Genomic DNA, 20,611 nt, shown 5'->3' on the forward strand with positions numbered 1-20,611 from the left:
ATTTCGTAGAGGATTTAAGATGGCTACTGGAAAGATTGTCCAGGTAATCGGCGCCGTAGTTGACGTCGAATTCCCTCAGGATGCCGTACCGCGCGTGTACGATGCTCTTGAGGTGCAAAATGGTAATGAGCGTCTGGTGCTGGAAGTTCAGCAGCAGCTCGGCGGCGGTATCGTGCGTACCATCGCAATGGGTTCCTCCGACGGTCTGCGTCGCGGTCTGGATGTAAAAGACCTCGAACACCCGATCGAAGTCCCGGTAGGTAAAGCGACTCTGGGTCGTATCATGAACGTACTGGGTGAACCGGTCGACATGAAAGGCGAGATCGGTGAAGAAGAGCGTTGGGCGATTCACCGCGCAGCACCTTCCTACGAAGAGCTGTCAAACTCTCAGGAACTGCTGGAAACCGGTATCAAAGTTATCGACCTGATGTGTCCGTTCGCTAAGGGCGGTAAAGTCGGTCTGTTCGGTGGTGCGGGTGTAGGTAAAACCGTAAACATGATGGAGCTTATTCGTAACATCGCGATCGAGCACTCCGGTTACTCTGTGTTTGCGGGCGTAGGTGAACGTACTCGTGAGGGTAACGACTTCTACCACGAAATGACCGACTCCAACGTTATCGACAAAGTATCCCTGGTATATGGCCAGATGAACGAGCCGCCGGGAAACCGTCTGCGCGTTGCACTGACCGGCCTGACCATGGCTGAGAAATTCCGTGACGAAGGTCGTGACGTTCTGCTGTTCGTTGACAACATCTATCGTTACACCCTGGCCGGTACGGAAGTATCCGCACTGCTGGGCCGTATGCCTTCAGCGGTAGGTTATCAGCCGACTCTGGCGGAAGAGATGGGCGTTCTTCAGGAACGTATCACCTCCACCAAAACTGGTTCTATCACCTCCGTACAGGCGGTATACGTACCTGCGGATGACTTGACTGACCCGTCTCCGGCAACCACCTTTGCGCACCTTGACGCAACCGTGGTACTGAGCCGTCAGATCGCGTCTCTGGGTATCTACCCGGCCGTTGACCCGCTGGACTCTACCAGCCGTCAGTTGGACCCGCTGGTGGTTGGTCAGGAACACTACGACACCGCGCGTGGCGTTCAGTCCATCCTGCAACGTTATCAGGAACTGAAAGACATCATCGCCATCCTGGGTATGGATGAACTGTCTGAAGAAGACAAACTGGTGGTAGCGCGCGCTCGTAAGATCCAGCGCTTCCTGTCCCAGCCGTTCTTCGTGGCAGAAGTATTCACCGGTTCTCCGGGTAAATACGTCTCCCTGAAAGACACCATCCGTGGCTTTAAAGGCATCATGGAAGGCGAATACGATCACCTGCCGGAGCAGGCGTTCTACATGGTCGGTTCCATCGAAGAAGCTGTGGAAAAAGCCAAAAAACTTTAACGCCTTAATCGGAGGGTGATATGGCAATGACTTACCACCTGGACGTCGTCAGCGCAGAGCAACAAATGTTCTCTGGTCTGGTCGAGAAAATCCAGGTAACGGGTAGCGAAGGTGAACTGGGCATTTACCCTGGCCACGCACCGCTGCTCACCGCCATTAAGCCTGGTATGATTCGCATCGTGAAACAGCACGGTCACGAAGAGTTTATCTATCTGTCTGGCGGCATTCTTGAAGTGCAGCCTGGCAACGTGACCGTTCTGGCCGACACCGCAATTCGCGGCCAGGATCTCGACGAAGCGCGAGCCATGGAAGCGAAACGTAAGGCTGAAGAGCACATTAGCAGCTCTCACGGCGACGTAGATTACGCTCAGGCGTCTGCGGAACTGGCCAAAGCGATCGCGCAGTTGCGCGTTATCGAGTTGACCAAAAAAGCGATGTAACACCGGCTTGAAAAGCACAAAAGCCAGTCTGGAAACAGGCTGGCTTTTTTTTACGCGTATTGACCCGTCCTGAAGAGCGTTCACATAGATCCTGCTGATATAAAACCCCCCTGTTTCCCGTTTATTCATTGATCGAAATAAGAGCAAAAACATCCACCTGACGCTTAAATGAAGGTACTGCCTTAATTTTCTGCAGACAAAAGGCGTGACGATGGTCGAAAATGGCACTTTCGTCAGCGGGGATAATCCGTTATTGAACAATTTATCCTCTGTCCATTTCACGATGAAAAAAATGTAGTTTTTTCAAGGTGAAGCGGTTTAAATTCGTTCTCAAATTACAGTCAGGACGCGTATGTTGAATAATGCTATGAGCGTAGTGATCCTTGCCGCAGGTAAAGGCACGCGCATGTATTCCGATCTTCCGAAAGTGCTGCATACCCTTGCCGGGAAAGCGATGGTTCAGCATGTCATTGATGCTGCGAATGAATTAGGCGCAGCGCACGTTCACCTGGTGTACGGTCACGGCGGCGATCTGCTTAAACAGGCGTTGAAAGACGATAACCTGAACTGGGTGCTTCAGGCAGAACAGCTGGGTACGGGCCATGCAATGCAGCAAGCCGCACCTTTTTTTGCCGATGACGAAGACATTTTAATGCTCTACGGCGACGTGCCGCTGATCTCTGTTGAAACACTCCAGCGCCTGCGTGATGCTAAACCGCAGGGTGGCATTGGTCTGCTGACGGTGAAACTGGATGATCCGACCGGTTATGGACGTATCACCCGTGAAAACGGCAAAGTTACCGGCATTGTTGAGCACAAAGATGCCACCGACGAGCAGCGTCAGATTCAGGAGATCAACACCGGCATTCTGATCGCCAACGGCGCAGATATGAAACGCTGGCTGGCGAAGCTAACCAATAATAATGCGCAGGGCGAATACTACATCACCGACATTATTGCGCTGGCGTATCAGGAAGGACGTGAAATTGTTGCCGTTCATCCGCAACGTTTAAGCGAAGTAGAAGGCGTGAATAATCGCCTGCAACTCTCCCGACTGGAGCGCGTTTATCAGTCCGAACAAGCTGAAAAGCTGCTGTTAGCAGGCGTTATGCTGCGCGATCCGGCGCGTTTTGATCTGCGTGGTACGCTTACTCACGGGCGCGATGTTGAAATTGATACTAACGTTATCATCGAGGGCAACGTGACTCTCGGTAATCGCGTGAAAATCGGCACCGGTTGCGTGATTAAAAACAGCGTGATTGGCGATGATTGCGAAATTAGCCCGTATACCGTTGTGGAAGATGCGAATCTGGCAGCGGCCTGTACCATTGGCCCGTTTGCCCGTCTGCGTCCTGGTGCTGAGTTGCTGGAAGGCGCACACGTCGGTAACTTCGTTGAGATGAAAAAAGCGCGTCTGGGTAAAGGCTCGAAAGCTGGTCATCTGACTTACCTGGGGGATGCGGAAATTGGCGATAACGTCAACATCGGCGCAGGAACCATTACCTGCAACTACGATGGTGCCAATAAATTTAAAACCATTATTGGCGACGATGTGTTTGTTGGATCCGATACTCAGCTGGTGGCCCCGGTAACGGTAGGCAAAGGCGCAACCATTGCTGCGGGTACAACTGTGACGCGTAATGTTGGCGAAAATGCTCTGGCAATCAGCCGTGTGCCGCAGTCGCAAAAAGAAGGCTGGCGTCGTCCGGTAAAGAAAAAGTAATTCTGGCTGGGTAATCCGGCCATATGGGGTGAGGAGATAACATAATCTCCCGCCCACAAGCAGTAACTATAAAAATAACCCCACTCTCTACAAAGGCTCGGGGCGCCCGAAAAACGGGCATACAGGTTGACCGACAACGATATAAATCGGAATCAAAAACTATGTGTGGAATTGTTGGCGCGATCGCGCAACGTGATGTAGCAGAAATCCTTCTTGAAGGTTTACGTCGTCTGGAATACCGCGGATATGACTCTGCCGGTCTGGCGGTTGTAGATGCAGAAGGTCATATGACCCGCCTGCGTCGCCTCGGTAAAGTCCAGATGCTGGCCCAGGCAGCGGAAGAACATCCTCTGCATGGCGGCACCGGGATTGCTCACACTCGCTGGGCGACGCACGGCGAACCTTCAGAAGTGAATGCGCATCCGCATGTTTCTGAACACATTGTGGTGGTGCATAACGGCATCATCGAAAACCATGAACCGCTGCGTGAAGCGTTAAAAGCACGTGGCTATACCTTCGTTTCTGAAACCGACACCGAAGTGATTGCACACCTGGTGAACTGGGAACTGAAACAAGGCGGTACTCTGCGTGAGGCTGTTCTGCGTGCTATTCCGCAACTGCGCGGCGCGTACGGTACGGTAATTATGGACTCCCGTCACCCGGATACCCTGCTGGCGGCTCGTTCTGGTAGCCCGCTGGTGATTGGCCTGGGCATGGGCGAAAACTTTATTGCTTCTGACCAGTTGGCGCTGTTGCCAGTGACCCGTCGCTTTATCTTCCTTGAAGAAGGCGATATTGCGGAAATCACTCGCCGTTCGGTAAACATCTTCGATAAAACTGGCGCGGAAGTGAAACGTCAGGATATCGAATCCAATCTGCAATATGACGCGGGCGATAAAGGTATTTACCGCCACTACATGCAGAAAGAGATCTACGAACAGCCGAACGCGATCAAAAACACCCTTACCGGGCGCATCAGCCACGGTCAGGTTGATTTGAGCGAGCTGGGACCGAACGCCGACGAACTGCTGTCGAAGGTTGAGCATATTCAGATCCTCGCCTGTGGTACTTCTTACAACTCCGGTATGGTTTCCCGCTACTGGTTTGAAGCGCTGGCAGGTATTCCGTGCGATGTTGAAATCGCCTCTGAATTCCGCTATCGCAAATCAGCCGTGCGTCGTAACAGCCTGATGATCACTCTGTCGCAGTCCGGTGAAACCGCGGATACCCTGGCGGGTCTGCGTCTGTCAAAAGAATTGGGTTACCTTGGATCGCTGGCAATCTGTAACGTTCCTGGCTCTTCGCTGGTACGTGAATCCGATTTGGCGCTGATGACCAATGCGGGTACGGAAATTGGCGTGGCGTCCACCAAAGCATTCACCACTCAGTTAACCGTGTTGTTGATGCTGGTGGCGAAGCTGTCTCGCCTGAAAGGTCTGGATGCCTCCATTGAGCATGATATCGTGCATGGTCTGCAGGCGTTACCGAGCCGTATTGAGCAGATGCTGTCTCAGGACAAACGCATTGAAGCTCTGGCAGAAGATTTCTCTGACAAACACCACGCGCTGTTCCTGGGCCGTGGCGATCAGTACCCAATTGCGCTGGAAGGCGCATTGAAGCTGAAAGAGATCTCTTATATTCATGCGGAAGCCTACGCAGCAGGCGAACTGAAACACGGTCCGCTGGCGCTGATTGACGCGGATATGCCGGTTATCGTCGTCGCACCGAACAACGAACTGCTGGAAAAACTGAAATCCAACATTGAAGAAGTTCGCGCGCGCGGCGGTCAGTTGTATGTCTTTGCCGATCAGGATGCTGGTTTTGTGAGCAGTGATAACATGCACATCATCGAGATGCCGCATGTGGAAGAGGTTATTGCACCGATCTTCTACACCGTTCCGCTGCAGTTACTGGCTTATCACGTTGCGCTGATTAAAGGCACTGACGTTGACCAGCCGCGTAATCTGGCAAAATCGGTAACGGTTGAGTAATTTTCATCATTGATATAAAAGGGCTGCCGACGGGCGGCCTTTTTTATAAAGTGTATCAACGGTTTATTATTGATGCACAAATTAATATAAATATATTCTGAATTATTGGTGATGTCCTATTACGCACTTGATTTTTTACTGTTTTAATAATATTTATATAATAAATTTATATTTAATTTCGCATAATTAATATTATTTTTAGATAAAAATACCCCTTTGGTGTACTATGCCTCTGAATCATAAAATCACTTATTAATTTAAGTTATGATTTAGACTGAAGGATATATTATATCAATGGAGTTTGTATGAAACGTAATATTATTGGCGGTGCAATTACGCTGGCATCTTTAATGTTAGCCGGAAATGCACTTGCAGAAGATGGCGTTGTTCACTTTGTCGGTGAAATTGTCGATAGCACATGCGAAGTGACTTCCGATACCGCCGATCAAACAGTACCTCTTGGTAAGGTCAGTAAAAGTGCGTTTTCAGGAGTAGGCAGCCTGGCGTCACCACAGCAATTTAGTATTAAACTGGAAAATTGCCCAGCAACCTATACTCAGGCAGCCGTCCGTTTCGATGGTACTGAAGCACCTGGTGGAGACGGTGACCTGAAAGTGGGTACACCGCTGACATCAGGTACACCTGGCGATTTTACCGGTACAGGACAAGCGATTGCGGCAACCGGCGTCGGTATTCGTATTTTTAACCGGGCGGATAATTCTCAGGTTAAACTTTATAATGACTCTGCTTATAGCACAATCGACGCTGACGGTAAGGCTGAAATGAAGTTTATTGCACGCTATGTTGCTACCAATGCGACCGTAACGGCGGGTACAGCAAACGCGGATTCACAATTCACCGTCGAATATAAGAAATAATTAATACAGGGCCTTTTTATTCAGTTGGCTTTGGCCAGGGAGTCGTTATGTCCAGAAAAAGTTGTTTAATTAGGCTCTTTAAAACAACAATTTCGTGTAATTTATTGAGGATTATTATTCTAAGCATCTTTTTCCTCCAGCCGACATTGACCTGTGCAGGTGTTGTCATTGGCGGTACACGGGTTGTTTATTTGAGTAATAATGCTGATAAATCTATTTCTGTATTTAGTAAGGAAGAAAAAATTCCTTATCTCATCCAGGCATGGGTGGATCCGTTTAATAAAGATGATAAAACTAAAGCGCCATTTATTGTTATTCCTCCGGTATCACGGTTAGAACCCGCGCAAGAAAAAATATTACGTATTGTCCACACTAAAGGTTTGTCATTACCAGAGGATCGAGAGTCTGTCTTCTGGCTAAATATCAAAAATATTCCACCCTCTGCGAGCAACAAAGAAGCGAACTCGCTGGAAATCGCCGTTAAAACGCGAATTAAGCTTTTCTGGAGACCGGCATCTATCCGCATGATTCCCGAAGATGCCGCACCAAAGGTGAAGTGGCATCGGGAAGGCCGAAATCTTATTGCTGAGAACCCTAACCCGATTCATATCAGCGTGATGGATGTCATTGTTGATGGCCATGATGTACCTCTTAACATGATCCGCCCTTTCGAGACGCTCACGTTACCGTTGCCTGCTAATTCTTCGGGTAGCCAAATGACCTGGCGATTTATTAATGATTACGGTGCGATAAGCGAACCATTAAAGCAAGCGTTGTAAGCATTGCATAAGGATAGGCGAATTATGGTTACGACCAGAATAGCAGTTGGTCTGACGGCAGGGACATGTCTCGTTTTCTCGCAAAGTGTGATGGCCGAGGTCAGCATATTTAATCCGGCGCTGCTGGAAATAGACCATCAATCCGGAGTCGATATTCGCCAGTTTAACAAAGCGAATCACATACCTCCCGGCGTCTACAGTGTTGATATTTTTATCAATGGCAAAATGTTCGAACGGCAGGATGTGACTTTTGTTCAGGATAACCCTGATGCCGATCTGCACGCCTGCTTTGTCGCGGTTAAAAAAACGCTGACTTCCTTTGGTGTAAAAGTTGACGCGCTGAAATCGCTCAATAAAGTGGATGACCAGGCCTGTATTGACCCTGCACCACGCATTGAAGGCTCAACATGGCAACTGGACGGCGATAAGCTGCAACTGAATATCACCATTCCCCAGATCTATATGGATGCGATGGCTTACGATTACATAAGCCCCACGCGTTGGGATGAGGGAATTAACGCACTGACTATCAACTACGATTTTTCCGGTTCACATACTCTGCGCTCGGATTACAGCTCACAGGAGACCGATACCAGTTATCTCAACCTGCGTAACGGACTCAATATTGGGCCGTGGCGACTCCGCAATTACAGCACCTTGAACACCACCGATGGTCGTGCGGAATACAACTCTATCAGTACCTGGATACAACGTGATATTGCTGCGTTAAGAAGCCAGATTATGATTGGCGATACGTGGACGGCGAGCGATATTTTCGACAGCACGCAAATCCGTGGTGCACGACTTTATACTGATAAAGATATGTTACCCGCCAGCCAGAATGGCTTCGCGCCTGTGGTTCGTGGGATTGCAAAATCTAACGCCACCGTCATCATTCGACAGAACGGCTACGTAATTTATCAGTCAGCCGTTCCACAAGGTGCCTTTGAAATCACCGACCTCAATACTGCCAGCTCAGGCGGCGACCTGGATGTGACTATTAAGGAAGAAGATGGTAGTGAACAACGATTCACCCAGCCTTATGCGTCGCTGGCAATCCTCAAACGTGAAGGTCAGACCGATGTAGATGTTAGCGTGGGGGAACTGCGCGATGAAGATGGTTTTACTCCTGACGTGCTTCAGGCACAGATCCTTCATGGCTTGCCCCACGGTTTTACCTTGTATGGTGGCGTACAGGCTGCTGAAAAGTATGGTTCTGTTGCTTTGGGGGTAGGTAAAGATCTCGGTGCTCTGGGAGCCATCTCTTTAGATGCGACACATGCCAGAGCGAAATTTGCAGATGATGATACGGAAACGGGTCAGTCATATCGTTTTCTGTATTCAAAACGTTTTGACGATACAGACACCAGCTTACGCCTGGTTGGCTATCGTTACTCCACCGAAGGCTACTATACCCTCAATGAATGGGCCTCCCGGCAAAATAGTCCAGAAGATTTCTGGCAAACCGGAAACCGTCGCAGCCGTGTGGAAGGAACGTTAACGCAATCGCTGGGCAGAGATTATGGCAACTTATACCTGACATTAAGCCGCCAGCAATATTGGCACACAGATGATGTCGAACGATTAATCCAATTTGGTTACAGCAGTAGCTGGAAGCGACTCTCGTGGAACGTCTCGTGGAGTTATTCCAATACGGCCCGGCAAGGGACCAGTAATAGTTATGCCAATGATAACACCAGCGAACAAATCTACATGCTCTCTTTATCAGTTCCATTATCGGGCTGGTGGGGAAATAGTTATGCCACCTATTCGGTTTCGCAAAATGATGATTCTGGTAGCTCGCATCAACTTGGTCTTAGCGGTACGGCGCTGGAGAAAAATAATCTCTCCTGGAATCTCATGCAGTCCTATAACAGCCGCGATGATCAAGTAGGCGGTAATATGTCGCTGACCTATGACGGTACCTACGGCACGTTAAACGGCAGTTATAACTACAGCCAAAATTCTCAGCGACTCAATTATGGTATCCGGGGTGGCATTCTGGCGCATAGTGAAGGGATAACGTTTAGCCAGGAACTGGGTGAAACCATCGCTCTTATTAAAGCACCGGGAGCCGCAGGTCTGGAAATTGATAATATGCGCGGGGCGGCAACAGACTGGCGTGGTTACACGGTTAAGACACAGCTAAATCCTTATGATGAAAACCGGGTAGCGATCAGCGACAACTATTTCTCTAAGTCGAATGTTGAACTCGATAATACCGTCGTTACGATGGTCCCCACTCGCGGCGCAGTGGTTAAAGCGGAGTTTGTGACGCATGTGGGTTACCGTGTTCTTTTCAGAGTGGTAAATGCAAATGGTAAACCGGCACCTTTTGGCGCCATTGCCTCAGTTCAAAACACAAGTACCGCCGATTCAGGAATAGTCGGTGATTCTGGTGAGCTTTATCTCTCGGGTCTGTCAGATAAAGGGCAGGTCACTTTATCCTGGGGAGGAGACGCAGTCACGAAATGTACCTTTGGCTACTCACTTTCAGTACCAGAAAATGAGAATGGTTTAATTGAGCAGAGTGTCACCTGTAATTAAAGGTTTTTTATGAGAAATAATATTCTGTTGTGGTGTTTTTCTATTGTCGCCATTTTTTACACGAGTACGACTCTTGCGGCCCCTCAAGGTATCTGTACTCCGGATAATGGCGTTTTTCATAGTGTGCTTGATTTTCCTGGATATGTTATTACGGCAACTCAGAATAAAGCGGGGACCACATTTAATACAACAGTAACTAATGGCGGGTCTTATCCGGCACATTGTCACTGTAATACAGGAAAGGTCGGTGAATTTCCCTATATTTACTACACGGCAAAAATAAATGATGCTTTAAGTTATGCTGGGGTTCATTCTAATGTAAATTACTATAATCTTAATCCACATCTGGATGTGGGTATAGCAATTGATCTTTTAGGGGTCGGATTTGTTAATGCACCATTCGAGTATCATGCTAATGATCCTGATGTAACTACAGTATATAAGTGTGGAAGAGAGGAGCCATTAGATATTTCTAGTGGTGCCAAGGCTAAGATTTATTTTTATATTAAAAAACCCTTTGCGGGAAAGGTAACTATTCCCACAACGCTTGTTGCGAAGTTGTACGGAACTATCAGCCGTGACACACCGATTGATTATTCACAGCCGATGGCTGATGTTTATGTTCGTGGAGACATCACTGCGCCACAAAGTTGTGAAATTAATAGTTTACAGCCAATTAATTTTGATTTTAGTACTATTCCAGCCGCAGATTTTTCATCTGTTGTCGGGAGTGCTGTGTCAGCGCATAAAATCACCAAAACTGTCACTATTAAGTGTGAGTATTTAGGAATAATGAATACGGATGATATCACTACCTCTTTTTATGCTACTGAACCCAGTAGCGATAATTCGATGGTTGTAACATCAAACCCAAATGTAGGGATAAAAGTCTACGATAAAAATAACAGGGAAATCAACGTAAACGGTGGCGAACTACCAACTGATATGGGAGCAACAAGCGTTATTGGTGAGAAAGCTGGCAATGTAACTTTTTCTGCTGCGCCTGCGAGCCTCACTGGTGCACGACCCGCGCCAGGAACATTTACCGCTACGGCAACTATCACCATCGAAATTGTTCGTTAATCAAAGGACAACGGTGCTCCTCGCACCGTTGTCATCAGACACCTCTTTCTAACCTATTTGCACATGACATGACAAAAAGATGACATGGTTTTTCTTTTTGCCTGGTTATAAAAATCAATAAATTACGCATAAATCTCGTTGTGTCATAAAACTGTCATATTCCATACATATAACTGTCACCTGTTTGTCCTATTTTGCTTCTCGTAGCCAACAAACAATGCTTTATGAATCCTCCCAGGAGACATTATGAAAGTTATGCGTACCACCGTCGCAACTGTTGTCGCCGCGACCTTATCGATGAGCGCTTTCTCTGTGTTTGCAGAAGCAAGCCTGACAGGTGCAGGTGCAACCTTCCCTGCGCCGGTGTATGCCAAATGGGCTGACACTTACCAGAAAGAAACCGGTAATAAAGTTAACTACCAGGGTATCGGTTCTTCCGGCGGCGTAAAACAGATTATCGCCAACACCGTTGATTTCGGTGCTTCTGACGCGCCGCTGTCTGACGAAAAACTGGCTCAGGAAGGTCTGTTCCAGTTCCCGACCGTAATTGGCGGCGTTGTGCTGGCGGTTAACATTCCGGGGCTAAAATCTGGCGAACTGGTGCTGGATGGTAAAACCCTCGGCGACATCTACTTGGGCAAAATCAAAAAGTGGGATGATGAAGCCATCGCCAAACTGAATCCGGGCTTAAAACTGCCGTCACAGAACATTGCTGTAGTGCGCCGCGCAGATGGCTCCGGGACTTCCTTCGTCTTTACCAGCTACCTGGCGAAAGTGAACGAAGAATGGAAAAACAACGTTGGTACGGGCTCTACCGTAAAATGGCCGATTGGTCTGGGCGGTAAAGGTAACGACGGTATCGCCGCGTTCGTTCAGCGTCTGCCGGGTGCAATTGGTTACGTTGAATATGCTTACGCTAAGCAGAACAACCTGGCGTACACAAAATTGATCTCCGCTGATGGTAAACCGGTTAGTCCGACCGAAGAAAACTTCGCTAATGCAGCAAAAGGCGCAGACTGGAGCAAAACATTCGCTCAGGATCTGACCAACCAGAAAGGCGAAGATGCATGGCCTATTACCTCAACCACGTTCATTCTGGTCCACAAAGATCAGAAGAAACCAGAGCAGGGTGTAGAAGTGCTGAAGTTCTTCGACTGGGCGTACAAAACCGGGGCTAAACAGGCGAACGACCTGGATTATGCCAGCCTGCCGGATAGCGTAGTTGAACAAGTTCGCGCTGCGTGGAAGACCAATATTAAAGACAGTAGCGGCAAGCCACTGTACTAATAAAACACCATGCCGGATAAGGCATTAACGGCTTATCCGGCATTACAAAATGACTTTGTAAACGCGTTTAACTGAAGAGTAACTTATGGCTGCAACCAAGCCTGCTTTTAACCCACCGGGTAAAAAGGGCGACATAATTTTCAGCGTGCTGGTAAAACTGGCGGCGCTGATTGTGCTATTGATGTTGGGTGGCATTATTGTCTCTCTGATCATCTCCTCCTGGCCGAGCATTCAGAAATTTGGTCTGGCTTTCCTGTGGACCAAAGAGTGGGATGCGCCGAACGATATCTACGGGGCGCTGGTGCCGATCTACGGTACGTTGGTGACCTCGTTTATCGCGCTGCTGATCGCCGTCCCGGTGAGTTTCGGTATCGCCCTGTTCCTGACCGAGCTTGCGCCTGGCTGGCTGAAGCGCCCGCTGGGTATCGCCATTGAGCTGCTGGCAGCCATTCCAAGTATCGTGTACGGCATGTGGGGCCTGTTTATCTTTGCGCCGCTGTTCGCCGTTTACTTCCAGGAGCCGGTCGGCAATATCATGTCGAATATCCCGATTGTTGGCGCGCTGTTCTCCGGCCCGGCCTTTGGTATCGGTATCCTTGCGGCAGGCGTGATCCTCGCCATCATGATTATTCCGTACATTGCAGCGGTAATGCGCGATGTATTCGAACAAACCCCGGTGATGATGAAAGAGTCAGCCTACGGTATCGGCTGCACCACCTGGGAAGTTATCTGGCGTATCGTTCTTCCGTTCACCAAAAATGGGGTTATCGGCGGCATCATGTTGGGTCTGGGGCGCGCGCTCGGTGAAACCATGGCGGTGACCTTTATCATCGGTAACACCTACCAGCTCGACAGCGCCTCGCTGTACATGCCGGGCAACAGTATCACCTCTGCGCTGGCGAACGAATTTGCTGAAGCGGAATCCGGTCTGCACGTTGCCGCACTGATGGAACTGGGCCTGATCCTGTTTGTGATTACCTTCATCGTCCTCGCTGCATCGAAATTTATGATTATGCGCCTGGCTAAGAATGAGGGGGCACGCTAATGGCTATGGTTGAAACGCAAACCACTGCGGCACTGGCAGAATCCCGCCGCAAAATGCAGGCGCGTCGCCGCCTCAAAAACCGTATTGCACTGACGCTCTCAATGGCGACGATGGCTTTCGGTTTGTTTTGGCTGATCTGGATTTTAATGTCCACCATCACTCGCGGTATCGATGGTATGTCGCTGGCGCTGTTCACTGAAATGACGCCGCCGCCAAATACGGAAGGCGGTGGTCTGGCGAACGCCCTGGCGGGTAGCGGCCTGTTAATTTTGTGGGCCACGGTATTCGGTACGCCACTGGGCATTATGGCGGGGATTTACCTGGCGGAATATGGACGTAAATCCTGGCTGGCAGAAGTGATTCGCTTCATTAACGACATTCTGCTCTCCGCGCCGTCGATTGTGGTTGGTCTGTTTGTTTACACCATCGTGGTGGCGCAAATGGAGCACTTCTCCGGCTGGGCGGGCGTGATTGCCCTGGCGTTGTTGCAGGTACCGATTGTTATCCGCACCACTGAGAACATGCTGAAACTGGTGCCGGACAGCCTGCGTGAAGCGGCTTATGCGCTGGGTACGCCGAAGTGGAAGATGATCTCCGCGATTACGCTAAAAGCGTCGGTGTCCGGGATTATGACCGGTATCCTGCTGGCGATTGCCCGTATTGCTGGTGAAACCGCGCCACTGCTGTTTACTGCGCTCTCCAACCAGTTCTGGAGCACGGACATGATGCAGCCGATCGCCAACCTGCCGGTGACGATCTTTAAGTTTGCGATGAGCCCATTTGCAGAATGGCAGCAACTGGCCTGGGCCGGGGTGTTGATTATTACCCTGTGCGTCCTGCTGCTGAACATTCTGGCGCGCGTTGTTTTTGCGAAGAATAAACACGGTTAACACTTTGCCGGATGCGGTGTGAACGCCTTATCCGGCCTACGGTAAGCCTGATTAGCGAAGTGCATCAGGCACGATGAGGAAAAGATTGCAATGAGTATGGTTGAAACTGCCCCGAGTAAAATTCAGGTTCGTAATTTGAACTTCTACTACGGCAAATTCCATGCCCTGAAAAACATCAACCTGGATATCGCCAAAAACCAGGTTACGGCGTTTATCGGGCCGTCCGGCTGCGGTAAATCGACGCTGCTGCGTACTTTCAACAAAATGTTTGAACTGTATCCGGAGCAGCGTGCGGAAGGTGAGATTTTGCTCGATGGCGACAACATCCTGACTAACACTCAGGATATCGCCCTGCTGCGTGCGAAAGTGGGCATGGTGTTCCAGAAACCGACGCCGTTCCCGATGTCCATTTACGACAACATCGCCTTTGGTGTTCGTCTGTTTGAGAAGCTCTCCCGTGCGGATATGGACGAGCGCGTGCAGTGGGCATTGACCAAAGCCGCATTGTGGAACGAAACCAAAGATAAATTGCACCAGAGCGGTTACTCTCTCTCTGGTGGTCAGCAACAGCGTCTGTGCATTGCGCGTGGTATCGCCATTCGCCCGGAAGTGCTGCTGCTCGACGAACCGTGTTCGGCGCTCGACCCTATCTCTACCGGGCGTATTGAAGAGCTGATCACCGAACTAAAGCAGGATTACACCGTAGTGATCGTCACCCACAACATGCAGCAGGCTGCGCGTTGTTCCGACCATACGGCGTTTATGTACCTGGGCGAATTGATTGAGTTCAGCAACACGGACGATCTGTTCACCAAGCCAGCGAAGAAACAAACAGAAGACTACATCACCGGTCGTTACGGTTGATTCAGGAGTGCGTTATGGACAGTCTCAATCTTAATAAACATATTTCCGGCCAGTTCAATGCCGAACTGGAAAGCATCCGCACGCAGGTGATGACCATGGGCGGCATGGTGGAGCAGCAGCTTTCTGATGCGATCACCGCGATGCATAACCAGGACAGCGATCTGGCGAAGCGGGTGATCGAAGGCGACAAAAACGTCAATATGATGGAAGTGGCGATCGATGAAGCCTGCGTGCGCATTATCGCCAAACGTCAGCCGACGGCGAGCGACCTGCGTCTGGTGATGGTGATTAGCAAAACCATTGCCGAGCTGGAGCGTATTGGCGACGTGGCGGACAAAATCTGCCGTACTGCGCTGGAGAAATTCTCCCAGCAGCATCAGCCATTGTTGGTAAGTCTGGAATCACTGGGGCGTCACACTATCCAGATGCTGCATGACGTGCTGGACGCGTTCGCGCGTATGGATATTGACGAAGCGGTGCGAATTTATCGGGAAGATAAAAAAGTCGATCAGGAGTACGAAGGTATTGTTCGTCAACTGATGACCTACATGATGGAAGATTCGCGGACTATTCCAAGTGTCCTTACCGCGCTGTTCTGTGCACGTTCTATCGAACGTATCGGCGACCGCTGCCAGAATATTTGTGAATACATCTTCTACTACGTGAAAGGTCAGGATTTCCGTCACGTCGGTGGTGATGAGTTGGATAAACTGCTGGCGGGAAAAGACCCGAAAGAGTAACGCTAACACATTGCCAGATAAGGCTTTTATGCCGCATCTGGCAATCAGCCCGGTAATGCATATTTATCGGGTAGATATACATTTTCTCTAAAAATTGCCTCACAAACTCCCCTTGATGCTATTCCCAATAGATTGCATGTACATTATTTCATTCAAATTTTTGAATATTAATGTAGTGCTCTGTTCTAAAAAACATTCTTGTTATTTTTTTATTAATAATGTAACCCTCACAGAAAAAAACAGAAACCAGGGTAAAAGCCCTATGTCAAAGCACAACAAATGTGAAATGAAAAATTTCAAGATAGAGACATCAAAAATATACTCTGTAAATAAAGAACCTGCAGTAGGTAAGACTGTCGGTGCATACTTGTTTATGCAGTAATTTATATATGGCTGTAATCTTCAAGATGGAGAGTGTAAAGAAGCAAGTATTATTGCAAGTAGTTTATTATGTTGCAATATATAAAAGTTTAATGGTGTAGAAATGGATTTTATAGAAACTTCGTTTTATAGAAAAGGTAGAGGCGATTATAGCGATGATAATCATTTTGATGATTGTGATTTTAGTTATGCTAATATGACATGCAAACGAAATGGAATTCTTGAAGATTTACTTGATCATGATCCAAGAAAATATTTTGGAAAAAGTGAAAATAAACTTAATCTGGATAAAACTCTTTCAGGCTTATATACAATAATATTTTCCCAAATGTCAAAGCTAATAACCATATAAATGATAAAATAGATAAGTGTTTAAAACTTAGCCATTGCTGTTTATATTATACTTGCTTGGGCAAGTTAGCCGGTGGAATTAACCTGTATGATTGTGATATTACTTTAACCACCAGGTTAAGTTATGATTTTGCTTCAAAAACACAAAGTAAAACACCTGCTTATATGGACATGCAAAGTGCTGTAGCTGAAAATGAAATTTCATCTTTCATAAAAAAGTTAATGGAAATTCATTCAAGAAAAAAAGATGTTAATGTGATTGATAATTGGGAAAAGGCGCTGGTAAATTTACAACATTTATTAGTTAACGCAATAAAATAGACTAAATAATAAGTCGGTATCTCTTGTTCATCGCAATCGCACTCTACGGTTTTATCCTGCTGAAATGAGCCTGTTTCCTGACACGGATATAAACACAAAATAGAGTGCTGTAGTTAATCTTTTTGGTTATTCAGAGCAAAATAACAGTAGTGATTCTTTATAAAAAGTAATCTCTCTATCATTTTTATATAAATCATCATTAAGATAATCCAGAAGCTCTTGCCTTACACTATAAATATTAGCTTTTTGGTCTACCAATGACGATAATATATCTTTGACTCCTTTTAATTTTATGACTCTATCAGATATTGTATTAAGGGTGAAGAGGATATTACGTTTATTAGAGCTTGAGAACCAATACTTCAAAATATTATCAGACCATTCTCTCGGTGTCTTAATTAGTTGCGCTTTTGTTCTGACTTTATCGAATGTGGAATCACTAAAATTTGTTCCTACGCACGAAATGAAATTCATTTCTGACTTGTCAAAATTGCAATTACGTATCTCACACATATCAAGATTAACATTTTGAAATATCGAATAATTCATATCGGCATGTGAAAAAGAACATGCAATAAACGATATAAACTCCAACCTGGAGTTAGAAAATGAATTGTTTTTAAAATCAAAAGCACAGGTTTTATTGATTCCATAATTGTTAGTCCATCTACAATATAACGAAATCATGTTTTTTATTAACTGATAACACCAATGTGATGATTGAGATAATTCACTGGGATATAAATTTAAATCCTCTTCGAATATAATCTGTGCGTTATAGTTGTTTATTGTATATATATGAAGGCAATCATTTTTTGATGCTATGGTTGTGCTAAAATTAAGTTGCTGAGCATGATCCTTGCTAACGAAATCCAATGTAATAATGTCTTTATTTCCTTTCTTTTCTATGTGATATGCGTTTAAAAAAGAAATTTCATCGATCTGTTCCTCACTTAATATAAATGGCATTTTGTTATCAAAGACAGTGTTATCGGCAGATGGGGCTGGAATACAAGTATTTGAGCACAGTTTTAATAAAAAAACATGAAAACGATGGAACTTGTTTTTGTACATAAGAGAGTCTAATCTCTGTTGTATCTTCTGTAATTGTCCTTTAGGAAGTAAATGCTGTAAATTTGAAAATGCGCAATCTAAAATACGTTGATAATCAAAAAGGTCTTTTCTTGGACCAGTTATCAAAAAATCGTCAGGCAATTTAGAAAAGTGATTGAGATGACATAAATATTCCCGTTGCTTCTTGTCTATATTCTTATAGGAAACTGCATAGTTTGGTGGAGTGCCAATAAGATTTTCCATAAATCACCTTGGTAACATATTATAAAATCTATTTATTCTAACATTGACAATATAACCAGCTATAAAAAATCGCTCATTTTCAGATATTGCGGTTTACCTGAGGGATGATTCGTTATGCCTAAAAATTGGGAATCCAGGGTAAACACCCTGGATTAAATCGGGGGAAATGAGCTATTTTTTATAGTCTTCACTGGTAATATAAGTAACACTTGTTGCTAACCTGGCTAGCGGTAGTGTTAATTAACAATCTAGATGTCGTTATTTTTAAACACCCTAATATTGCACATCGGAGGATTTATGGTTGCTAAATTAAGATCAGATGTTCTTATAAATGCTAATCCCTTTTCAGAGGTGAAAAATGAGAAGCATAAGCATAACGGATATTCTGACAAGGTTACTTTAGATATTAATAATAAGAAATACGATGTAAATTTTAAGGATATTGAAAATATTCTGGATGGTAATGGGGCATTATTTAAAAAACGTACACTGTGGGAGTTTATTCGCGATCTTTTTCCCGGATCGCATATTAAACAAGTTAAAAGCTTAATTTACGAATTTGTGACAAAAAATGATAATAAAGCGGAGATGTTCAAGAATATTAAATCTCTGGCCAAAGTAGAAGAACAATGGCGATTTAGTACTACTACAGATTTTACCACAAATGAAAATAATGAAGTGGTTGTGTGTAGATCTTTTAATCTCTACACGGGGGAGACTGTAAATGAGGCCGATAAGCATCAAGTTTTTTCTGAAAGATTCACTCTTGATAACTATCTTGATGATTTACATTTTGATAATTCTCCCATGAAGAGATTAAAGTTTTCTGATAATGCTGTAAAACTTACGACGCTTATTAAAAATAAAATTCCTGTTTTTGATACAACTATCAATTTAACTTCGTTGCCTAAAGATGTATTAAATTCATTAAAATATTGTAGTTTTAAAAATGTAACTTTTTCAGGAAATATAGAAACTCCGACCCTTGAAGGCCCAGTTTTTGAAAATTGTTATTTCGAAGATTGTAAGTTCAACAACATACATTTTTATGATCCTAATGAAAAAACTGCAGAGTCAGGAAATGAAAAATCAATAATAGGTATGTTTAAAGGTTGTTTTATTTCTAAATGCGAAATAAATCATTATAGTTGTGAGACGTCTCAAGTCTACACCGTTAAACAACCCGTCAATATCCAAGAAAAATTAGGGGCTTATCTCTTTATGCAGTCTTTTGTTCAAGACTGTACAATTCAGGGAGGTAGTTGTCCTGGATCGAGTATACTTCTGAGTCATTTTTATAACTGTGATATCACAGGACTTGAAGCTCCTGGAATGAAATTTTTGGCAAACTCATTCAACAAGTCTAATAATAATTACATCAGGGGGAGGGATCATGGGCTAGTATTTAATAATTGTACTTTGAACTATATTAAAATAAACAGTGGTCTTGGTGAAGCTGGTTCAGGTAAATATATGTTTAACCCCATTGAGTATTTTTCTGAACGCATTGAAAGAAGATCGAGAACTCTTAAGTTAGATGATAATTTTATTAAATGTGCAGACAATATTAATAAAGGTATTAACTCTTCATATAGCAATGAAAATACAGAGAATAATAACATTTTCTTTAAAAATAGTCGTTTGCACGGGGCGGATCTGGGCTATTGTTACAGAGAGGACAGACTCGAAGGCTGTGCTATCGATTCTGCTACAATTTATTCACAAGGTAGTCTTACCGATAAAAAATACATTTATATGAATATAGACGGAGCTATAAGTAAAGAACAAATACCTAATTTCATAAATCAGGCAGATGCTCTATATAAAGACATAGGGGAACTTGAAAAATCCTTGCCAAATACTCGGCTAATATATGAAAAAGCATTTGCAGAATTACAGTCGTTTTTGGCCGCACTCTATAATGAAAATGGATCGTTTAAAGAGGAATTTTCTTTTGATATTGAAAAAGTTAATTTTTTTATCTTCAAAGATATTCATAGTAGGGCACAACACATCATTAACAATATGATGGGACGTGACAGAATTAACTTTGTTGAATCTGTCATAAAAGAAAAAATTTCGCAGTCAAATGCACAAGAAAATCTTAAATATTCAGAAGAATTTATCCGAAAAGAAAGGCAAGAGTCTCATAACCAATTTGATAGAAATTTAAATTTCAAATTTAAAGATCTTGTCCACCTATTTGACGATGTTGATATAGACAAAATAGAGCTAAAAAATCAACTAGAAAAAATAAAATCTTTTAAAGAACTTTACGACTCAGCACTCAATAATTTTGCTTTCGATTTTCAAAATTTAGCAGGTATATTTAAAATTAACAAGGAAAGTTTAACCAAATATTATCAGGAAGTAAAAGAGTCCAATGAGGGTTACGAGGATATATTGCAAAAAATTAACGAATTAACAAAAGAACATAATAAAATTGTGAAAGAGAAAGCACAACTAGTTAGTGAAAACAAAGATAATTTGACGCGTAATGATATACAAAGAAAATTAAATAACTTTAAGATTGATATTGATAAAATAGATGATGAAATACGAACTTACCAGG

Annotated in this window: 15 protein-coding genes and 1 pseudogene; 15 read left to right on the forward strand and 1 reads right to left on the reverse strand. The window is 45.1% G+C overall.

All coding sequences use genetic code 11. The annotated features are described in order from the left end of the window. Positions 1-19 precede the first annotated feature (19 nt). The 14 genes and pseudogenes from atpD to BEB54_RS29465 all read left to right on the forward strand — a co-directional run. On the forward strand, positions 20-1,402 hold the full coding sequence (gene atpD / locus BEB54_RS22890; RefSeq protein WP_000190506.1) for a F0F1 ATP synthase subunit beta: 1,383 nt from the start codon (positions 20-22) through the stop codon (positions 1,400-1,402). A gap of 20 nt (positions 1,403-1,422) precedes the next feature. After that, a complete protein-coding gene (locus tag BEB54_RS22895) occupies positions 1,423-1,842 on the forward strand; it encodes a F0F1 ATP synthase subunit epsilon (protein WP_001251965.1) in 420 nt (139 codons plus the stop codon). Between the two features lie 352 nt (positions 1,843-2,194). After that, positions 2,195-3,565: a bifunctional UDP-N-acetylglucosamine diphosphorylase/glucosamine-1-phosphate N-acetyltransferase GlmU gene (gene glmU / locus BEB54_RS22900; protein ID WP_000933745.1), complete on the forward strand. Its 1,371-nt coding sequence runs from the start codon at positions 2,195-2,197 to the stop codon at positions 3,563-3,565. A 161-nt stretch (positions 3,566-3,726) separates the two neighbouring features. After that, complete coding sequence (glmS, locus tag BEB54_RS22905) at positions 3,727-5,556, forward strand: glutamine--fructose-6-phosphate transaminase (isomerizing) (protein WP_000334093.1); 1,830 nt, start codon at positions 3,727-3,729, stop codon at positions 5,554-5,556. Between the two features lie 305 nt (positions 5,557-5,861). Beyond that, entirely contained in the window at positions 5,862-6,434 is a 573-nt protein-coding gene (lpfA-O113, locus tag BEB54_RS22910) for a long polar fimbria major subunit LpfA-O113 (RefSeq protein WP_032185533.1), read from the forward strand. Between the two features lie 47 nt (positions 6,435-6,481). Beyond that, positions 6,482-7,213, forward strand: coding sequence for a long polar fimbrial chaperone LpfB-O113 (lpfB-O113, locus tag BEB54_RS22915; RefSeq protein WP_105277592.1), 732 nt, complete (start codon positions 6,482-6,484; stop codon positions 7,211-7,213). Between the two features lie 24 nt (positions 7,214-7,237). Then, positions 7,238-9,760: a long polar fimbrial usher protein LpfC-O113 gene (gene lpfC-O113, locus BEB54_RS22920; RefSeq protein ID WP_032185531.1), complete on the forward strand. Its 2,523-nt coding sequence runs from the start codon at positions 7,238-7,240 to the stop codon at positions 9,758-9,760. A 9-nt stretch (positions 9,761-9,769) separates the two neighbouring features. Further along, complete coding sequence (locus tag BEB54_RS22925) at positions 9,770-10,843, forward strand: fimbrial protein (RefSeq protein ID WP_032185530.1); 1,074 nt, start codon at positions 9,770-9,772, stop codon at positions 10,841-10,843. A gap of 246 nt (positions 10,844-11,089) precedes the next feature. Further along, complete coding sequence (gene pstS, locus BEB54_RS22930; RefSeq protein WP_000867152.1) at positions 11,090-12,130, forward strand: phosphate ABC transporter substrate-binding protein PstS; 1,041 nt, start codon at positions 11,090-11,092, stop codon at positions 12,128-12,130. An 85-nt stretch (positions 12,131-12,215) separates the two neighbouring features. Next, the gene (gene pstC / locus BEB54_RS22935; RefSeq protein WP_000741620.1) at positions 12,216-13,175 is read left to right on the forward strand and encodes a phosphate ABC transporter permease PstC; all 960 of its coding nucleotides are present in this window, start codon (positions 12,216-12,218) and stop codon (positions 13,173-13,175) included. Then, positions 13,175-14,065 carry a phosphate ABC transporter permease PstA gene (gene pstA / locus BEB54_RS22940; RefSeq protein WP_001252002.1) on the forward strand — a complete coding sequence of 297 codons (891 nt, stop codon included), beginning with the start codon at positions 13,175-13,177 and terminating at the stop codon, positions 14,063-14,065. Before pstC ends, pstA begins: the two co-directional genes overlap by 1 nt. Positions 14,066-14,155: 90 nt before the next feature. After that, positions 14,156-14,929, forward strand: coding sequence for a phosphate ABC transporter ATP-binding protein PstB (gene pstB / locus BEB54_RS22945; RefSeq protein WP_000063126.1), 774 nt, complete (start codon positions 14,156-14,158; stop codon positions 14,927-14,929). Between the two features lie 14 nt (positions 14,930-14,943). Further along, on the forward strand, positions 14,944-15,669 hold the full coding sequence (phoU, locus tag BEB54_RS22950; RefSeq protein WP_000377789.1) for a phosphate signaling complex protein PhoU: 726 nt from the start codon (positions 14,944-14,946) through the stop codon (positions 15,667-15,669). Positions 15,670-15,946: 277 nt separating this feature from the next. Continuing rightward, positions 15,947-16,707: pseudogene (locus tag BEB54_RS29465) on the forward strand (type III effector protein); the annotation flags it as partial. A 141-nt stretch (positions 16,708-16,848) separates the two neighbouring features. On the opposite strand, the gene BEB54_RS22960 reads toward BEB54_RS29465, so the two are convergent. Further along, on the reverse strand, positions 16,849-18,039 hold the full coding sequence (locus tag BEB54_RS22960; RefSeq protein ID WP_077900846.1) for a pentapeptide repeat-containing protein: 1,191 nt from the start codon (positions 18,037-18,039) through the stop codon (positions 16,849-16,851). A 297-nt stretch (positions 18,040-18,336) separates the two neighbouring features. On the opposite strand from BEB54_RS22960, the gene BEB54_RS22965 reads away from it, so the two are divergent. Next, positions 18,337-20,611 (forward strand): type III effector (locus BEB54_RS22965; RefSeq protein WP_105282291.1); only part of this gene is annotated, 2,275 nt, incomplete at its 3' end.

The organism is Escherichia sp. MOD1-EC6021, assembly GCF_002965245.1.
Classification (GTDB): Bacteria; Pseudomonadota; Gammaproteobacteria; order Enterobacterales; family Enterobacteriaceae; genus Escherichia; species Escherichia coli_F.